The following is an 18,171-nucleotide window of genomic DNA, read 5'->3' on the forward strand; positions in this document are numbered from 1 at the left end:
TAGCCATATGACTTAGAATCTGGCAGAAGCAAAAGGAGATGAATATGGTAATGACAGCAAGCACGCAATCGTGTGCGTTTCAAGAAATTAATCCCCGACTCTTTAGAGCAACCGTTACTGTTCCAGCAGAGCATGTCAACACGCTCTACCATGAAACTGCTCTCGATCAAAAAGAAAACACAAGCACGTATGGTTTTACCAAAGGTGAAACACCCCTCTCCTACATTAAAGAACATTATAAAAGTAATCTTACGGAGCATTTAAAAGAATTCCTTTTTAAATACTGTGTTCTGAGTCAACTATATGAACAACTTCACGAATCTCATACCGCGATTGCTGGCGAACCGCGATTGCAAGATATCATTATTATTCCCGGCAAAGATGCTCAATTTGTTTTTGAACTTTCTGTCAGCACACCGATTGAATTTAGAGATTGGAAAACGCTCCCATTTAAAGCTCCAAAAAGAAAAAACTACAAAGATATAGATCGCCAAGTTGAACTTTTTATAAAAGAAGAAGAACATGCATTTACAAACAGCGCGAGTGACTCAATCCAGATTGGAGATTGGGTGTGCTTTGAAATGTATCTTCTCAATAAAATAAATGGGCCACTTTTGGGTGAGCATAGAGAACATGTTTGGTTAAAAATTGGCAATGAAGAAGCTGATGCACCATTTCAAGAGCTTTTTATGGGGCATAAAGTTGGCGATGAACTCATAACCGCAAGCAGTTGCCTGCAAGAATATTTTAGTACTCAACTCGATACCAAATACGTTTTTAAAATTATTATTATTGATCGAATTCCTGCATCTCATTTTTCGTTCGATTTATTTAAGCAACATTTCAAGCTCAAAAGCACAAAAGAGATGCATCAAAAGCTCATTGAAGTTTTTTCATTTCGAAACGATATTTCGCAACGACGCATGATGGCCGAAGAAGCACTTAAATTACTCATTTCAAAACATCACATCGATGTTCCGCATTACTTAGTGCTGCGCCAACAAAAATCGGTTCTTGAATCGGTGATGCACAACCCAGATTATCACGTTTATAAAACGGAAAATTCGTTTAAAGATATGATCAAACAGCTAGCACTTAAACAAGCACGTGAACTATTGTTTGTAGATCAACTAGCGTTCCACGAAAATATCACAATTACGCTGGATGATATTAAAAGCTATCTGAATCTCTTAAAACGTGCACGCACCAAAGAATTTGTGTACTTTAATCCACCACCGACCAAAATTCAAGGCCAAGAAATGCCATTGCCTACGCAAATTCTTAAACGGTGCTGCTTGCGAGAAAAAACACTCAACCATGTTATTTATCATTTGACGCGAAAGTAACCATCATATGAACGACTCTATGATTCATGAGGTAGTGATACTGGGTTCAGGACCAGCAGGGCTTACTGCAGGTATTTATACCGCACGTGCTAATCTCCATCCGATTATCATTGAAGGCAAAGCTCCCGGCGGACAGTTAATGGGCACCACAATGGTCGAAAACTGGCCGGGCAACCGCGAAATTTTCGGGCCTACCCTTATGATGAATATGCGAGAACACGCACGCGATTTAGGCTGCACGATTATTAGTGAGCCTGCTATCGGTGTTGATTGCATGCGCCATCCATTCTCAATAGCGACCACGAACGAAACGATTAAAGCGCATAGCTTAATTATTGCAACGGGAGCCACTCCGAAACGACTCGGTTGCCCGGGCGAAAATGAATATTGGGGCAAGGGCGTTACCACCTGCGCGGTATGCGATGGTGCCTTTTATAAAGATCGGCCCGTTATCATCGTGGGCGGCGGCGATACCGCCATGGAAGATGCTTCGTTCATGACCCGGTACACAGATAAAATCACGATCGTGCATATAAAAGATAAACTCACCGCTTCTGCAGCCATGCAGGAACGGGTACTCGATAATCCTAAAATTACTCTTATTTACAAGAGCACCGTATCAAAAATTATTGGGGACGGTTCGCATGTTACCAAAGTGGTAATAACCAATCAAGAAACGGGTGAAACCCAGGATCTGCCGGTCGGCGCCGTATTTGTCGCCATAGGGCTCACCCCCAATACCGAGCTTTTTAAGGGCCAATTAGATCTGACCGATTATGGATACCTTAAAGTAAAAGGTGTCCAAACATCGATTCCAGGAATATTTGCTGCTGGCGATGTTGCCGATGCGGTTTACCGGCAGGCGATAACCTCTGCAGGTACCGGTTGTATGGCAGCCCTTGACGCCCAACGCTACCTGGAAGAAATCAATCACGCCAATCGCCGCTAGCGGTCGCGGCGGAGCAAAAAGTTGGAACCTGTTGGGCGTAGCTAAAGGAATTTAGCAAAGTCGCAAGTGCCGGATACGCAAAGATTGGATTGAAAAAAATGTGATTTGGCCTTAGAATAGGTAAACAATCACAAGTAATGGTTGCCCAAAAAGCGCCACTTTTTATATTGCAAGGATATCAGGATGTCAATTACCTACAAACCAAGTCGCCGCAAACGAACAAGAAAACACGGTTTTCTCAAGAGAATGGCAACAAAAGATGGTAGAAAAATCGTCAACCGCCGCCGCGCTCAAGGCAGAAAACGCCTCACGGTCAGCGGTTAAAAAAAATCGCTCAATTGCGCGTTTAATTACGATATTTACTCCGGCTGAGATAAGAAAGCTTTTTGCTCAAGCTCAGCCGGCGTTAAAAGTATCGTTTATGGATATTAGAATCGCTCCCAGCCTTTCTGCTGTGGGGCGTATTTTAATTGTTATTCCCCGAAAAGTTGGAACCGCTCCACAACGAAATCTTATCCGACGTCGTCTTAAATCTATTTACTATCGCGAACAATTATTTTCTCTTAAAAAAGATGTGCTGGTCTTTATCAAACCGGGAGCGCATACGCTCTCATTTGACGAAACAAAATCCCTTCTTCTTAAAGGGTTACGGCCACATGATTAACCAGCTGCTTATTTCTCTTTTTCAAGCGTTTCGCCCTTTTTTAGGATTTGCATCGTGCAAATTTCCAATCTCATGTGGAAATTTTGCAATCATGCAGCTACAAGATTTACCGTTGAAAAAAGCACTTCCTTCAATTCTAAGGCAACTGATTGCCTGTAACCCATTTTGGTAATGATGAGATTTTCCTATGCGCATTCTAGCAATAATTGCTCACGATAAAGAAACATCGCTCAGCAAAACAATATTTAATCATGCAGTCACTTTTTTGAGCAAGCAAGAAAATATCGAGCTTGATATTTTAGATCTTTATTCACGCGCGGAAGAAATACCCTTTTATTCGAGTAACCGTGCCCAACTTGAGGCCAATGCTTTCTATCAAGAAAATAAAGAGCGAATTTTAAAAGCTGATCGCTTGCTTATTGTTTTCCCCACCTATTGGTATAGTACACCAGGCATTTTAAAATGTTGGTTCGATTTAATTAATCAGTTTGCATGGAAATTTAATGGGCCGTACAAATCGGCCATTCCTTTGCATCAGATAAAAAAAGCGCTAGTAATAAATCTTACAATCACGCCACGCTGGTATAATCTTTTATGGCTCGGGGATCCGGCTCGGGATCAAGTAAAAAAAACATTGCAATTTCTTGGGATTGAGCCGATGATGTACACAGTTGATCGGTCAATTAATTTGAGTCAAAGCGCGCTAGAAAAACACATAAAGAATATCACCCGCTTATGCAAGATGCTTCTTACATAATGCTTTTCATTACGTGCTCACCATGGATTTATTTTTTTAATTGTTGATTGCCTTTAACTCTTTCATAGCTTTATGTTTCTGGCCAGCTAAGATATCGGTTTAGGTTTTATATACTCAACTAATTCAAGGGCCAGACTTCGTTCCTAACTATTGCCCTGAAAAAAATTCAAAACCCTTATAACCGTAATAAACGGCATTGCAAATAATCGTAAACATTAATTGCCGCTTATATTTGTTAGTCTCTTGGTCTTTAATGCCAATCACGTGATCCTTAATAGTTACTATTTCTTCTTTTAATTGCAGTTCTTTTTCGGTTTTCATGCATGCTGCCTGCAACTCTTGAATCCATGTTTTCTGCATGCTGATTACTGAATCTTTCCTAGCAATCTTTTGCTCAAGACTTTCCCGACTCAGCATTATTTCTTTAGCTTTTTGTGCTATATATACTTTAAACTCATTTTTTGCAGATTCGGAAAGCTTTCCTATCCTTTTGGGTAACCCGAAGGTTAATCGTATTCTTTCACTTTGCTCATGGGAAATCGGTACATTGCAAGTTGGGCAATTTAATTGACTGTTTTTTATTACTCGATCATACAAACACGATGTATGAAAAGAATGAGGAATTCCTTGCACAGTATGAATCGTAAATAGATCGGGCCATTTGTCTTTTGCAAAATCCTCGCGACAAATAGGATCGATATGCTTCTCAACGTATTGTGTAATAAAAAGCGTATGTTTAGAAATGGCGATCTCCATTCCCTCTTTTTTTTCCATTCCGATAAGCGGATGCTGCACTAAAAATAAAATTAGGATTCTAGCTAAATAATAAATAGTAATTTTGCTTGGCGATCGCATATATTTCCCTTTTTTATAACATTCCTCTCGAGTCTAACATGTAATTGAACATCTTAAAAAACAGTTCTGCCCGTTGGGTAAACACGTCTAAAATAAAAACGGCGGCCCGTTGCGAGCCGCCCTATTTTTTGATAATTTCTGTTTTACCAAATCTCGCTTACTAATCTACTTAATAAACTACGTTCGCTACTTTGTAAGAATACGGTGCCGAATAATGATTGCCCTTTGAACTTATTAGTTGCAACCACGATACCGTTCGAACTGAAATCTAAGTATGGTGAATCGATTTGATAAGGATCACCCGCCAAAATAATTTTACTTCCTTCCCCGACACGCGAAATTAATGTTTTCACTTCGTGTGGCGTTAAATTTTGAACTTCATCAAGTAAAATATATTGATAAGGAATGGAGCGGCCGCGCATATAGGTTATCGCTTCAAGGCTAATTTTTCCGTCTTTAATTAACTGATCGAGTGGCGAAATTTTATCCTGTCGATGCTCAAATTTTTTCTTGTGCTTATTCCCTTTATCACGTTTTCCCGTATAAAGAGGAGCGTCATGATCAAATGATTCATTACTTTGCTGCCGTCCACGATTAACGGTGTGCGAAATGAATTCCATGTTATCGTAAATTGGCTGCATCCAACTATGCAATTTTTCATGAATCGTGCCAGGAAGATAACCAATATCGGGCCCCAACGGAATCACGGGGCGAGAGATCAGCATTTTTTCATAAATTGGTTGATTCACCACTTGAGAAAGCCCGGCAAGGAGCGCCAAGAATGTTTTTCCCGTTCCTGCTGGGCCAAGCAAACTTACCAACTGAATTCGCTCATCAAAAAGTAGATCGAGCGCCATTAATTGATGAACATTGCGTGGCTCAAGTGGCCAACCGAGGGTGGGCACGGTAACCGTCTTGAACTGCTTATTTCCAAGATATCTAAAAATTTTGTAATTAAATGGATTATTATTACTTTCAAGAAGCACGAACTCATTCAAAATTAAATGGTGATGCTCAGCAATCTCCTGGAGTTCGACCGGTGAATCTTTTTTCAATGAAACTGATGGCACCTTAAATTGTGCCCATCCTTTATAAAATGTTTCGGGGGTAATATACCCCTTTAGATAATCTTGCGCAGAGATGCCAAGAACGTCCGCTTTTACGCGCGCATTTAAATCTTTAGAAATAAATTGCACTTCATAGCCGCGCTGCTTAAGCTCAAGAATCGTAAGAAGAATAAGGTTATCAACGATATTTAAACTTAACGATGTTGGCAACATCACCTTTTTATCAGGTGCGAATAGAACTTTTAAAATTCCCCCATTATCGAGCTCAACTCCTTCCCGCAACGAACCACGCGCGCGCAACCCATCAAGATAACGAATAACTTGCCTAGAATTATGCCCGCGATCGGTGCTCTCACCTTTGAACCTATCAAGCTCCTCCAGAACTAAAATAGGAATGCCAACCTGCGCACTTTTGAAATTAAAAATCGACTCAGGATCGTGCAACAACACATTCGTATCAAGGACATAAATACGCTCTGCTGCCATAGGATTCCTTTTTTTTGAAGCTTCATTTACTACCTTCTCGATGTCGATTGAACCGTATCACACTCCAAATACCCGCGCAATTAAATCAATTTTTAGTTCCACAAAATTTTCCTACTGCTTGAATGCGCCGCAGGACGTTTAATTGTGCGATACGAGTCGACGATTTTAACGAGTCATCTTATGATAGGATCATCTTGCACGGGATAGCAGAACGCAGCACAACCAAACGTGTGATCAAATGGGCCACCTCATGGCGCACGAATAATGAGTATAATTTCTGTCAAAAAAAGAGAGCGAGATTTCTCTTCGCTCTCTTTGTAAAAAATCTTACAATAGTCCGATTACTCTTCAGATTGATTTTTTCTATTCTTCTTCTGCATTTTCTCCAAAGCATTTAATATCGCGATGCGAGTCGACAATTTTGGATGATCAGGAGATGAAGTTATCTTCTTTTCAGTATTGTAAACTTGCCATTTTTGAAGCGCTCCTTTAATCGCACTCGCACCGTCTTTGTGCACAAGAGCTGAAATGATATCGCACTCAATCTCAACAAATTTACGAATAAATGGAAAATCATATTCAACTGCATATTTGCCGAACTGGCGATGAATATGCATTTTCTGGCCAACATAGGTCGACATCATGGGCCCACCAATAGTAGCAAATCCTCCGGTAGCGATAGTTTTGACAGAGTTCTTAGCCATTCCGCGGGCAATGATTAATGGCCCTACTATAATACCCGCAATACCAGCTATTTGCCCTTGAAACATCCAATTATGCGGATTGATAAAACCATTTTCACGAATAATTGCATGTGCAATTTCATGCCCGAAAATCCCTTGGCTTTCTTTCCGTGTAAAAAAATTATGATGATTTTTAGCCATCATCACAACAGATTTTGGGCTTACTGCACTCGAAACGTTAAAAAGATTGTGATCAGTTGGCGAACCAACCGCTTTCAATTCTTGTTCATCCGCTTCGTTATAGGTCCGCACATCTATTTGAAAATCTTTAGAGAGCCAGTTATTTTCTTTAAACCGTTTCTGCATAAGATCAAAATCTTCGCAAACTGCCGGTTCCGGCATGCTACGCGATTCTTTCATTTCATCAACGATGTCTTTATAAATTATTGGCTTACGTTCTGGATTAGAAAATATCATAAACGAAGAACCCATTACGACGATAACGATTCTCCAATAGTGTTTGCTCTTCATAAAAATCACTTTTGTAAAATTACTAAATATTACAACCCAAACAAATAGTTATTTGTAAAGAAAAAAGAATAAATTAATTTGATAAAAGAGAAAGGTGGCGCGCGAGCGCTAGAGGGAGGACTCGAAGGCTAGAAGAAAATGTATTAAAAATGGTCGCATCATAGATCGGATGTGCCATAAAAGCCTTTCAGTAAAATATATACCTGTTTTTTTAATGATAACACAGTTTCCATTATCCGCAACAGGTCGCCAGAAATAGAAAAATTGGAGAAAACTGGTAATCTTTTATACAATTACGCGCAATACAATAGAATCTTCAAAAGAAATTGAAACATGTATCGCATACTTTTAGCAGCTCTTCTATTGAGCACTATTCAACTACATGCAGACACCATAGAATTAACCAACATTCGAGAAACGCCCCACAGCGATACAGCACGAAACACGCTGCGTTTACTTGATTTGCTTTATAAATACGAATCACTATTGAAAGATTTACGCATAGTTGAGCGTGCTGCATCATTAGGCAGAATCGTTTCCGCAGGATATGCGCTTGCGTATGCCCCTTTTTATTCCTACAAGGCCATCGATTATTTTTCAGATTATCGCCATTCAAGCGCTGAAAAAATAACGAGCGTACTTTATTTTTCAACCTATGCCGCTTTGATTTCCTATCTTGCTTATGCTGTAGACGCTTTTGCAAAAGATCGATTGGCTCTCGAGAAGAAAACGCTTATGCCAAAACTAACAGCACTTCAATTAATGTTGCAAGAAGAGTTTAAAGATGAAAATTCTGAAGATGCAAAAACATTGCTCAACGATATAAAGCGAACAATTGCTCAATTAAGATAAAACTGGTTCAACATATGAAATCTTGACGCATAGCGCAATTCGTGCTATCGATAATAACATGGAAATTAATTGTATTGCTCACTTCACATTCATTACGACCACGGCCGGCTCCCGCCGGTAAATGATTTTTTTTTACTTTTTTTGCGTCTTCTACATCTAAATCGATAACAATAGCGATTTCTACAGGAACCGCATCTAGATGCAAACGATGCGTTTCTGTTTATAATTGATAAAATAGTCTATGAAACGAACATTTCGAATTAAGAAAAAGGTTTTCCAATGGCATCAGATAAAAATCTTTCGGTTCTTCGTCACTCTGCCGCACATTTACTTGCACACGCAGTTATAGAACTCTATCCGGAAACGCTGCTTACAATCGGGCCGGCTACCTCGGAAGGTTTTTTTTACGATTTTTTGCCAACGCGAAACTTTAAAGAAGAAGATTTACCGCTCCTTGAAGCGCGCATGCACGAAATTTCTCAGCGCAATCTGCCTATTTCGCACACAGAAATCAGTAAAGATGAAGCGCGAAAAATTTTTAAAAATAATAAATTTAAACTTCAATTAATTGATGAAATCCCGGCTGAAACGGTCGGCCTCTCAAAGCAGGGTGATTTTTATGATCTTTGCCGCGGTGGGCATGTTGCATCTACTGGCGATATCAAACATTTTAAACTTCTGAACATCTCTGGCGCGTATTGGAAAGCGGACAAAAATAATCAAGCGCTTCAGCGCATTACCGGCACCGCTTTTTATACTCAAGAAGAGCTCGATGCATTTTTGCGCAAGAAAGAGGAATTAGCGCAATTTGACCATCGCAAACTCGGCAAACAGATGAATCTCTTTTCATTTCACGATGAAGGAGTTGGATTTCCCTTCTTTCATCCCGATGGCAAATTAATAATCAATTTGCTTATTGGTTATTTGCGCGATTTGCAAACCAAGCATGGGTATAAAGAGATCGCCACACCGATTATGCTCAGCGATGAATTGTGGAAACGTTCTGGCCATTATGCGCATTACAAAGATAATATGTATTTTTGTACGATCGATGAGAAAGAATATGCAATTCGCCCCATGAATTGCCCTGGTTCTTATTTGGTATATAAAGAACGCCCACATTCCTATAGAGAACTCCCCCTGAAATTAGCAGAATTTGGCCTTGTGCACCGGCATGAACTTTCAGGCGTGCTTCATGGGTTAATGCGAGTGCGCGCGTTTACGCAGGATGATACGCATGCATATTGCACTATCGAACAACTAGAAGAACAGCTGATTGAAATGATCAACCTGACAAAAACAGTTTACAATCGCTTCAACTTCAAAAATATCAAAGTTGCGATCTCAACGCGTCCTAACGACGCAATGGGTTCTCCAGAAGTATGGGATAAAGCAATCAACGCACTCAAAAACGCCCTTAATAAAGCAGAAATGAAGTTTGTGATTCAAGAAGGGGAAGGGGCATTCTACGGCGCTAAAATTGAATTCAAGATTCAAGATTCTATGGAGCGGGAATGGCAGTGCGGTACGATTCAGGTAGATTTCTTTGCAGCTGAAAACTTTGATTTAAGCTATGTTACCCCTGCTGGCACTAAAGAACGGCCAGTTGTTATTCATAGAGCTATTTACGGCTCGTTAGAACGGTTTTTTGCCATTTTACTTGAACATTATAAAGGACATCTACCCTTCTGGCTTGCGCCGGTACAGGTTAAAATCCTTACTATTACCGATGATCAGAAAGAATATGCGCAAAAACTCTTGCAGTTTTTGAATAATGCAGGGATTCGTAGCGAACTGGATCACACCTCAGATCCGATTTCTGGAAAAATTAAAACTGCCCAAATAGAAAAAATTCCCTGGATGCTGGTAATTGGTAAAAAAGAGGTTGAGATGCAAACCGTTACGCTTCGGCATGCAAACGGCTCACAAGAACCAAATCTCCAATTTAACGATCTAGTGATCAAAGCGAAAGAGTTAGCATCTTCCTAAAAAGAACAATTATTTATTATATTATCGAAAAATTTGATGCGCATTTATTTGAAATAATCAATTTTAATAGACGCAAACTGTTGACTTTAATTTATCTCAAATTGTAACATCAAAAGTGAAGATGATAAGTATTATTTAATCGTTCTTCTAAAAAAAGGAGTTGCCCATGGCAATGAAGAAAAAAAGAACTGTTAAGAAAACAACAGCTCGCCGTAAAGTAGCTAAAAAAGCTACCACGAAAAGAAAAGCAGCTAAAAAAGCCGCTAAAAGAAAATAAGCTTCGCTTATTTGATAAATAAAAGCGCTAAAAACCTTCTGGTTTGCAGCGCTTTTATTTTTTTTATCCCCAAAAAACTGCGCTTCGACCTTGGTTTTGGGGGCACCAGAACTAATTTCAATCTATTTCAGCTCGACTTTTGTTTAAGCACCGCGAAAAAATTGATAACTCTCCGCTCGTCCTGAGTGATTTCGAGTTAATCGAGAAATCGTATCGAAGGATGCGGACAGTCGAGTGATGGCACAAAAGACCTACCGGCTTTTAATAACACCGACCCGCTTGCAAACGGGCCGTAATGGACATTTTGAACAAAATGGAGAGATTGGTACGCAAATTTGCTGGCCCCAAACGACGAGCCATTGATTAATACGGATCCAATAATTTTTAGGAATAATCTTTTTGAGTTCAGTTTCGGTTTCTTCTGGGGTCTGTGTTTCCACTAAACCAAGCCGATTAGCGACGCGATGAACATGGGTATCAACGCAAATAGCCGGAATGCCAAATCCTTCGCCTAAGACCAAATTTGCTGTCTTGCGACCGACGCCTTTGATGCTTAAAAGATCTTCCTCCGTATTAGGGACTCTGCCCCCAAAACGATCAAGGAGATCTTTACTGACACTATGCATCAAAAATGCTTTGCGATGGTAAAACCCCACCGGATAGATAAGTTTTTCTATTTTTAAAATAGGAAGATTAAGAAGTTGCTCTGGCGTGCGAGCGTGCTCGAAGAGACGCATTGAAGCGGGAAACGTCACCGTATCCTTGGTCCGTAAACTGAGTAAGCAACTGATAAGTACTAGAAACGGATCCCGCCCTAATTGCTCGCTGATGGAAAAAACCATCGGGTTTCCAAGATGCTCAGCATTTTTCTCGAGAATCGAAATTATCTGCTTGACATGCTCTTTTTTTGAAGCCGATAGCGAAGAAATGGCTTTACCCCTAAAAAACTGGTCAGGGTTGCGCAAACTGCGCTTCCTGTTAGAATGAAGAATATAAATCCACTATTAGCTTACTGGCGGAATTTCAGATAACAAAATCACGACTGCAAAAAGAATTCCGGTTAATTTATAAAATAGAGATAGCATACAAAAAGCCCCTTAATATAGATTATTAAACACATTTTTTTAGACGAAATCATTATAGCTACTGGACTTCCTAATAGCAAGAAACATGATGAATATTGTTTTATTTTTATACCAAATTATTAGCAGTAATCCATTTTTATTAGCTGTTGCAATTACTGCATTAATTTGTAAAACATTTCTGTTCGCGATGACCATTTCGCATGGCATTAGGGCATCCAAAATCCAGCGTCCTTGGTTTTTTTTAGTTCCAGTACTAATTGGGGCAATGTTCTCTGATATAGCATGGATAACCTCGACGTCATATCGACTTTTTTTCTCTAATCTTGATTATCGCCCTTTTTTATTCATTATTAGACTCGCATGGGCTTTAACAATTATTCAATACCAGTCTTTATGTTTTTTTCTTGAAAGCTTAACAGAGAAAGATCGTCGCCTTCGTTTGCATCAGAGAATATTCATGGCAATCAGCACGATTTTCGCACTCTCATTTGTGTATCTTGCAATCTTTGAATTCAATAATCCTACAAATCGTCCTCCAATTGAATTTCAATTATTAACCATTAATTCCGTTTATATTTTCTTCTTAATTATTCCAAGCATCTTAGTTGTCCTGAGGCACCTAAGAAATCCTCACATGCCAAAAATTTTAAAAAAACAGATTAAGATTCTAATTCAGATGATAATTGCACCGCAATTATTATTTGATTTTATTCAGATATTTCCCTTTTCTTTTTCACAGACCTATATTGCAAGTAACTATGCAGTCGTAAGCATTTCTACAATTTTATTAACGATGGCTTTTTACTTTTCTGCCAAAAAAATTATTGGCCTACGCTTTTTAAACTTCCAGGAACACGTACAAACAGCGCCCCACTTTAACTTTATTGATGATTTCAAAAACGTTCTTGAGCAACTCAGTTTTGCCACCACCAAGCAAGAGCTTGCGCATATCACGGTAAACTTCTTTAAAGGCGCATTTTATTTGCCTGCAAATAGAATCTCGCTCCATTTGCGCCGTTTGCCGAATACGGAAATGACTAAAGATGAATACGGCACTCTCGAATGGCGTGAATCGATCGTAGAAAACTTTATCTGCAATCATGATGAAGCGACCTGTGAAATTGCACGTTATTTGCAGAAAGCAAAAATATTAATCGCTGACGAGATCGCGTTCAGTAACTTCTATGAAGATAGTTCTGTTGGCAGCTCCGTGTCTCGCTTCATGGATGAAATCGACGCTGATATTTTTCTGCCAATTTATCAAAAAGATCTTATCATTGCTTATATTCTCGTTGAGCGAAACGCACGAACGAATGAATTTTATAATCGGATTGAGCGGGATGAGATGGTAGTTTTTGCAAGTTATTTGAGCAACATTATCCATTTGCTTCAAAATCGAAATCTTGACGCACTCATGGAGCGTGAAAAAGAGATGCAAGAAGAGCTCTATCGGAAGCATCAAGAAATTAATCAATACAAAGAAAGCATTCAATCGTTTCTCCGCTCAGCTCAGCAACGCAAAATTGGTATTATTTTTTATAAAAACAGACGTTTCATTTTTGGCAATCAAGCGGCAAAAGAGCTTGTGAGTATTAATCCAAACTCTCTTGAGGGCCATCCGCTCTCCAAAGCACTCAAAAATATCGCTCTTCAAGTGCAAGATTATCGCACTGGCCAAACGGCGTTTGCAAATGATACTAACGGGAATAAAATAGTGCTTTCCGGCATTCCCCATTTGGAAGAGAATGCAGTTATTATCACGGTTTATTATCCAGAAATCGGGGATCTGCTCAAGCCACAACTCGAACAAATTAAAGATCCAAGCGAATGGGATTATTTACTGTATCTAGAAACGACGCAATCAGGAAAATTAATCAATCAACTTATTCCGAGTAACAGCCCACGATTGCTGCAATATAAAATAGAGCTTTTAAAAGTCGCGCTCAGTAAAAAAGCGTTATTGCTCGATATGGCTGAGCAAGATGCGGTCGCAACTGCAGAAATTATTCACCATATTAGTTTGCGCGAAACGCTGCACATTCTAAAATTGCACTCACCTGAAAAAAATAGCGAAACTGCGCATAAAATTTTTGGCTTGAACCAGCTTTTTGGCGGCTCGAATGAACCGGCACTTCTAGAAAAATTAAACGAAACGGGGACACTTATTATCCAAAACATTCATCTACTTGAGCTTGAAACGCAAAATCACTTAGCAGAATTTATGAAATATGGTTTCTATCGTCGTTTTAAAAGTGAGCAAAAACTATCGAGTACTGCGCGCATTATTTGCACGACGCAGCTTGATATGATGCCTCTCGTGCAATCGGGTAAATTCAGTGCTGAACTCTACAGTGAATTAAAGCAAGCAACGCTCAGCCTTCCTTCATTGCTCACGCTTTCAGAGCAAGAACTTGCAGAACTTGCGCACGGATTTAGTGAACAGGCAATTAAAACACAGCCATTTAAAAACTTACTCGAACTGACCGATCAAGAAACGAACCGGATTATTTATAACCGACCGGTAAGTTTGCATGAGTTTAAAGCGAAGATTGAACAGTTCTTAGTAAACAAATCTAAAAAATCGCATATTTATCATGAAACGCAATTCGATCCTGCTTATAATGTTACCGATCCCGAATTGATCCAAGCAGCTCGTCTTGGCAAAAAAGCGCTCAAAGATCCGCGCATGATGTCCCTTTTATGGAACAAATTTGGTAATCAAAACCAAATCGCTACGTTCCTCGGCGTCAACCGCTCATCGGTCAATCGTAGATGTAAAGAATACAATTTAGAATAGAAAAGCATTCGCTTTTTTATTACATAATCGGACACGAACCAACTTTTATGCGTGCACTTTTACCAATAATTTCTTGCAGTTGTAACGGAAGACTTTCAAACGCTTTGGTAAATGCCTGATTGTTTTTTAAATCAATCCGTTTTGCTTTTACTGCCGGATTCATTACCGCATATAGAATAAGTGCAAACTGTTTGCTTGAAAGTTTTTTTAATTGAGCCATGACACTCTCTAATTGAGAAAAATCGAAAACATAATAATTAGATTCTTTTTCGCTGTAACCACTTATGCCAACTAATTGACCTCCTATATGGATCATCTCGTTAGTAATTTGCGGAACTGGTAATGACTTAATTATTTTGCGCATTTTCATGTTATAAAAAATTATTTCTGAAAATACCATCTCGAATGGTCGTCCACTAGCAAAAATCAATCCGTCTATTCCAAAAAAATGGGGCCCCTTAACCACTGATGGTATTTCAAATAATTGATTGCTCTTCGTTTCCAAATTCCATACAGTAACCGTGGTTGTTTCTTGAGGCAGCTTGTAAGGGCCGTAGGTCACCATCCGCTCATATTTTTCATCCATTAAAGCACCATGCGGATCGCCAACTATTACAAGCGGTTCTCCAACAACATTAAGCGTTTCCAAATCATAGCGCTCAACTAAATACTCCTTATCACTTGCGCCCCTCATTGTTACAAATATGCTCTGATCATCATTACTAAATGCAAATTGAGCCCAATCTATATTCGTCGGCAACGTTTTAATAAGTGCACCAGAATTTGCATCAAAAAAATCAACTGATCGATTATTATTGCGGGCCACCTTTTGACCATTATGGCTGAACTTAATTGCATAAAAATTAGACCATGTCCCAAGAATTGGTTGTTGTAACCTCCAAAGCTCATTACCAGTTTTTGCGTCCCATACAGCAATGGCACCGCTCCAAAAAATCCCCGCTATCATGTTCCCATCCGGGCTAAAAGTGAGAGCATTGAATTTCTCGTCGCTACTTAGTTCAATTACCTGTATTTCTTTTTTGCTTTCGCTATCGATTATTTTAATAAGATTGCCAGAGAGCACCGCTAGCGTTTTGCCGTTCGGACTAATTGCCATTGCAGCTGGCTTTTGAGGTGAAACGCGATATGTTTCTTTTCGTTCGAAAATCGACTGAACTTTGATATTGCCAAAAAAATCAGAAAGAAATGCAGGATCGCTTTCGATCATTGCAGCAACAAGTACACGATCCAGATCATTGCTTAGCTCATTGAAATTCACACTCGTAGGATCTTTTTTTGCTAGTTCTACAGCTTTTTTTGCTAGCACAGATATTGCAGCTTTATATAAATTATCTATTTCCAAATAATCGGCTGTCTTCAAAATAATTTGCAAATTAAAAAGTGAAATATCTTTTTTACTGAACTCTTCTATCAATTCTGATTTCTGCCCGAGATGTGTTGAATATTTAGCGATAAACTCAACTTGGCGAATACTGAGTGCCTTTAACGGTATCTCATTAATTTCTGCAGCTGATTGCCCTGTAGATTCTAGATAATTTTTGAGCGTTTTTGAATTAAGCAAAATAGCCTTGAAAATAATTCTTGGAATGCTTGTATTCCCATCTGCACATGCAATGACAACCTCATCAACTTTTGCTGATGGTAATTCCATGCTAAAAAGGTACGATCCACTTATCAATATCGTAAATAAAGCCAGCTTCTTCACCATTACCAACCTCACATTTTTACAATGGTCCGTTAATTAATTTGTACCTAATTTAGCAAAGGCTTAAGGCCCAAAACAATTCAAATATGAATTTTTATGAAATGAGAATAGGTTCCTTAGTAAAACTCATCTCATTTTTTTTGTATAAGCTACCAAGTGCATGGAATGAGCATGCTCGCAAAAACAAGATTAATAATGAGCGCGTAAAGAAAAGAAAGCGATTCTGGAATCTGCCGCCAAACACGCCGCAAAGCAAATCCCAAAAGAACAAAAAAAGCTGCAAGATGCGCATTATAATAAGTCAATGAACCCGATTGAGCGTTAAAAAAAATAGTAAATACCAAAAAATTAATCGCTGCAAAAAGGGAACAATCCCTTAAAAGATGCCATAAACGCCATCTACTTGCCATTGCTATCCTTGTCGTTAGTTTTACGATATTTCCCAAAGAGGATACAAAACAATACATACATCATCAAACCACGAATATCATTTGCAATAATATTGAACGGTAAATTAAGAATAAGTGCACCAATCAGTTCAAAAAGATTAGCGAGCGTCAGTAATGTAATAAATGCAAAACTAAAACCCTCTACCGATTTGGTTTGAATAATTTTTATAAGCTGTGGAAATAAATATAAAAATTGGGCCCAGAAGCCAAACCACCCCAGGATTGAACCGTAAAAATACGGATGGCGCATCACCAACGGAATTGAACTGGCAAAAAGAGAAATGATACTTGCGATTACAATAAAGAAATATGTTGAACGTGGCCAATCGTAAAAAATCCTCTGCACAAGAACAACGAGAAATAATAGAAAACCAACAGATCCTAATAATTGATATACTAAAGGCAATTCACAACAAAAAATAAAAAAAATGCCGCAGAGATTCATAATAAGATTACCGGTAAGCATCATATCGCTCAGGCCATGCACATTAGCAAGACGATAATTTAATATAATCTGGGGAATCATTGAATAAAGCATGAAAAGCCATGAAATGGTTACAAAAGCAGTGCCAATCGATAGATAATTAAACATATGTTTTCCGCCCTGTTTTTTAAGTTTACGTCCGTAATGCCTCATCTTAGCAGAAATAGTTAACGTTTTTTATTGATCAATATAATCACCTGTTTTATGTTGTATGCAACAAACACACTACAAGGTTAAAAATGTCTCCAGAACTATTTAGAGAAAAAATAAAAGATTTTATTAGCTATCTAGAAGTTGAGCGCAATCTTTCAGTACATACCGTACGCGCGTATCAAACCGATTTGGAACGTTTTCTTACTTTCTGGCAAACAATTCAGAAAAATAATAGCTCTGAAGATATTCCGCTCAATCGAGCGTTTGAACGCTATTGCGTTGCTCTCTATCATGAACAAATTGAAAAAAGTTCTATTGCACGAAAAATGTCGTGCATGAAATCGTTTATTTCTTTTCTTAAAACCCTTGGAATTACCGTTCCTCTTTCCATTACCCGACCGCGCCTGGATAAAAAACTTCCGCTTTTTTTAAGCGTGGATGAAATATTTCATGTGCTTGATACAGTCAGAATTGATGAATTGCCAACACGCAAACCCTATCGGGACAAAGCAGTGTTTGAACTTCTTTATGCGACCGGTATTAGATGCTCAGAACTCGTGCACATTAAGATTTCGGACATCGATATTGAACAAAAAACAATCCGGATTTATGGAAAAGGAAGAAAAGAACGCATTGCTCTTTTTGGCCAAAAAGCAAAAGAGATGATGCTTTCGTATCTTGCCCATGAACGTCCGCAAGCAACAAGTCAAAGTGATCGTCTTTTTTTAAACAACCGAAACGAACCACTCACCACTCGTTCTGTGCAGCGGATTATTGAAATGTTTCGTGCATTTTTGAAAATAAAAAAAGAGATAACGCCGCATAAATTACGTCATTCATTTGCAACGCATTTACTTAATCAAGGCGTTGATTTAAGAACACTGCAAGAACTTCTCGGGCATAAAACGCTCGCGAGTACCGAAAAATATACGCATGTAAGCACTGAACAGTTAAGCGAAATGTGCGATACAATCCACCCGCTCAATACCATAATTAAATCAGATGACGATAATTGAGGGGA

General features: G+C 38.8%; 16 protein-coding genes and 1 pseudogene. 9 read left to right on the forward strand and 8 right to left on the reverse strand.

Features of this window, described 5'->3' with window-relative positions; genetic code table 11:
• Positions 1–44 precede the first annotated feature (44 nt).
• From VHO47_03305 to VHO47_03325, 5 genes are all read left to right on the forward strand, one after another.
• The gene (locus VHO47_03305) at positions 45–1,346 is read left to right on the forward strand and encodes a trigger factor (GenBank protein ID HEX2978120.1); all 1,302 of its coding nucleotides are present in this window, start codon (positions 45–47) and stop codon (positions 1,344–1,346) included.
• A gap of 7 nt (positions 1,347–1,353) precedes the next feature.
• On the forward strand, positions 1,354–2,295 hold the full coding sequence (trxB, locus tag VHO47_03310; protein HEX2978121.1) for a thioredoxin-disulfide reductase: 942 nt from the start codon (positions 1,354–1,356) through the stop codon (positions 2,293–2,295).
• A gap of 183 nt (positions 2,296–2,478) precedes the next feature.
• Complete coding sequence (gene rpmH, locus VHO47_03315) at positions 2,479–2,619, forward strand: 50S ribosomal protein L34 (GenBank protein ID HEX2978122.1); 141 nt, start codon at positions 2,479–2,481, stop codon at positions 2,617–2,619.
• Positions 2,555–2,959 carry a ribonuclease P protein component gene (locus VHO47_03320; GenBank protein ID HEX2978123.1) on the forward strand — a complete coding sequence of 135 codons (405 nt, stop codon included), beginning with the start codon at positions 2,555–2,557 and terminating at the stop codon, positions 2,957–2,959. Before rpmH ends, VHO47_03320 begins: the two co-directional genes overlap by 65 nt.
• A 187-nt stretch (positions 2,960–3,146) precedes the next feature.
• Positions 3,147–3,716, forward strand: a complete 570-nt coding sequence (locus VHO47_03325; protein HEX2978124.1) for an NAD(P)H-dependent oxidoreductase — start codon at positions 3,147–3,149, stop codon at positions 3,714–3,716.
• A gap of 147 nt (positions 3,717–3,863) precedes the next feature.
• Here VHO47_03325 and VHO47_03330 read toward each other — a convergent pair whose 3' ends face one another.
• From VHO47_03330 to VHO47_03340, 3 genes are all read right to left on the reverse strand, one after another.
• The gene (locus VHO47_03330; GenBank protein HEX2978125.1) at positions 3,864–4,571 is read right to left on the reverse strand and encodes a hypothetical protein; all 708 of its coding nucleotides are present in this window, start codon (positions 4,569–4,571) and stop codon (positions 3,864–3,866) included.
• 143 nt (positions 4,572–4,714) lie between these two features.
• Positions 4,715–6,124, reverse strand: a complete 1,410-nt coding sequence (locus tag VHO47_03335) for a PhoH family protein (GenBank protein HEX2978126.1) — start codon at positions 6,122–6,124, stop codon at positions 4,715–4,717.
• Positions 6,125–6,465: 341 nt separating this feature from the next.
• Entirely contained in the window at positions 6,466–7,338 is an 873-nt protein-coding gene (locus VHO47_03340) for a hypothetical protein (protein ID HEX2978127.1), read from the reverse strand.
• A 333-nt stretch (positions 7,339–7,671) separates the two neighbouring features.
• Here VHO47_03340 and VHO47_03345 point away from each other — a divergent pair, with 333 nt between their 5' ends.
• Positions 7,672–8,190, forward strand: a complete 519-nt coding sequence (locus VHO47_03345) for a hypothetical protein (protein ID HEX2978128.1) — start codon at positions 7,672–7,674, stop codon at positions 8,188–8,190.
• 7 nt (positions 8,191–8,197) lie between these two features.
• Here the strand turns inward: VHO47_03345 and VHO47_03350 are convergent, their stop codons facing one another.
• Entirely contained in the window at positions 8,198–8,395 is a 198-nt protein-coding gene (locus tag VHO47_03350; protein HEX2978129.1) for a hypothetical protein, read from the reverse strand.
• Positions 8,396–8,469: 74 nt separating this feature from the next.
• On the opposite strand from VHO47_03350, the gene thrS reads away from it, so the two are divergent.
• Positions 8,470–10,179, forward strand: a complete 1,710-nt coding sequence (gene thrS / locus VHO47_03355) for a threonine--tRNA ligase (protein ID HEX2978130.1) — start codon at positions 8,470–8,472, stop codon at positions 10,177–10,179.
• Between the two features lie 528 nt (positions 10,180–10,707).
• On the opposite strand, the gene nth is transcribed toward thrS, so the two are convergent.
• Complete coding sequence (gene nth / locus VHO47_03360; protein HEX2978131.1) at positions 10,708–11,298, reverse strand: endonuclease III; 591 nt, start codon at positions 11,296–11,298, stop codon at positions 10,708–10,710.
• Between the two features lie 328 nt (positions 11,299–11,626).
• Between nth and VHO47_03365 the strand changes: the two genes are divergently transcribed.
• Entirely contained in the window at positions 11,627–14,338 is a 2,712-nt protein-coding gene (locus VHO47_03365; protein ID HEX2978132.1) for a sigma 54-interacting transcriptional regulator, read from the forward strand.
• A 19-nt stretch (positions 14,339–14,357) separates the two neighbouring features.
• Here the strand turns inward: VHO47_03365 and VHO47_03370 are convergent, their stop codons facing one another.
• The 3 genes from VHO47_03370 to VHO47_03380 all read right to left on the reverse strand — a co-directional run bounded on the left by VHO47_03370 (position 14,358) and on the right by VHO47_03380 (position 17,105).
• The gene (locus VHO47_03370; protein HEX2978133.1) at positions 14,358–16,067 is read right to left on the reverse strand and encodes a hypothetical protein; all 1,710 of its coding nucleotides are present in this window, start codon (positions 16,065–16,067) and stop codon (positions 14,358–14,360) included.
• Positions 16,068–16,213: 146 nt separating this feature from the next.
• Positions 16,214–16,474 carry a hypothetical protein gene (locus tag VHO47_03375; GenBank protein HEX2978134.1) on the reverse strand — a complete coding sequence of 87 codons (261 nt, stop codon included), beginning with the start codon at positions 16,472–16,474 and terminating at the stop codon, positions 16,214–16,216.
• A complete protein-coding gene (locus VHO47_03380) occupies positions 16,464–17,105 on the reverse strand; it encodes a PQ-loop repeat-containing protein (GenBank protein ID HEX2978135.1) in 642 nt (213 codons plus the stop codon). Before VHO47_03380 ends, VHO47_03375 begins: the two co-directional genes overlap by 11 nt.
• 170 nt (positions 17,106–17,275) lie before the next feature.
• Here VHO47_03380 and xerA point away from each other — a divergent pair.
• Positions 17,276–18,166 (forward strand): annotated as a pseudogene (xerA, locus tag VHO47_03385) (site-specific tyrosine recombinase/integron integrase).
• Positions 18,167–18,171: the final 5 nt, after the last annotated feature.

This window comes from Candidatus Babeliales bacterium (assembly GCA_036260945.1).
Lineage (GTDB): Bacteria > Babelota > Babeliae > Babelales > JACPOV01 > JACPOV01.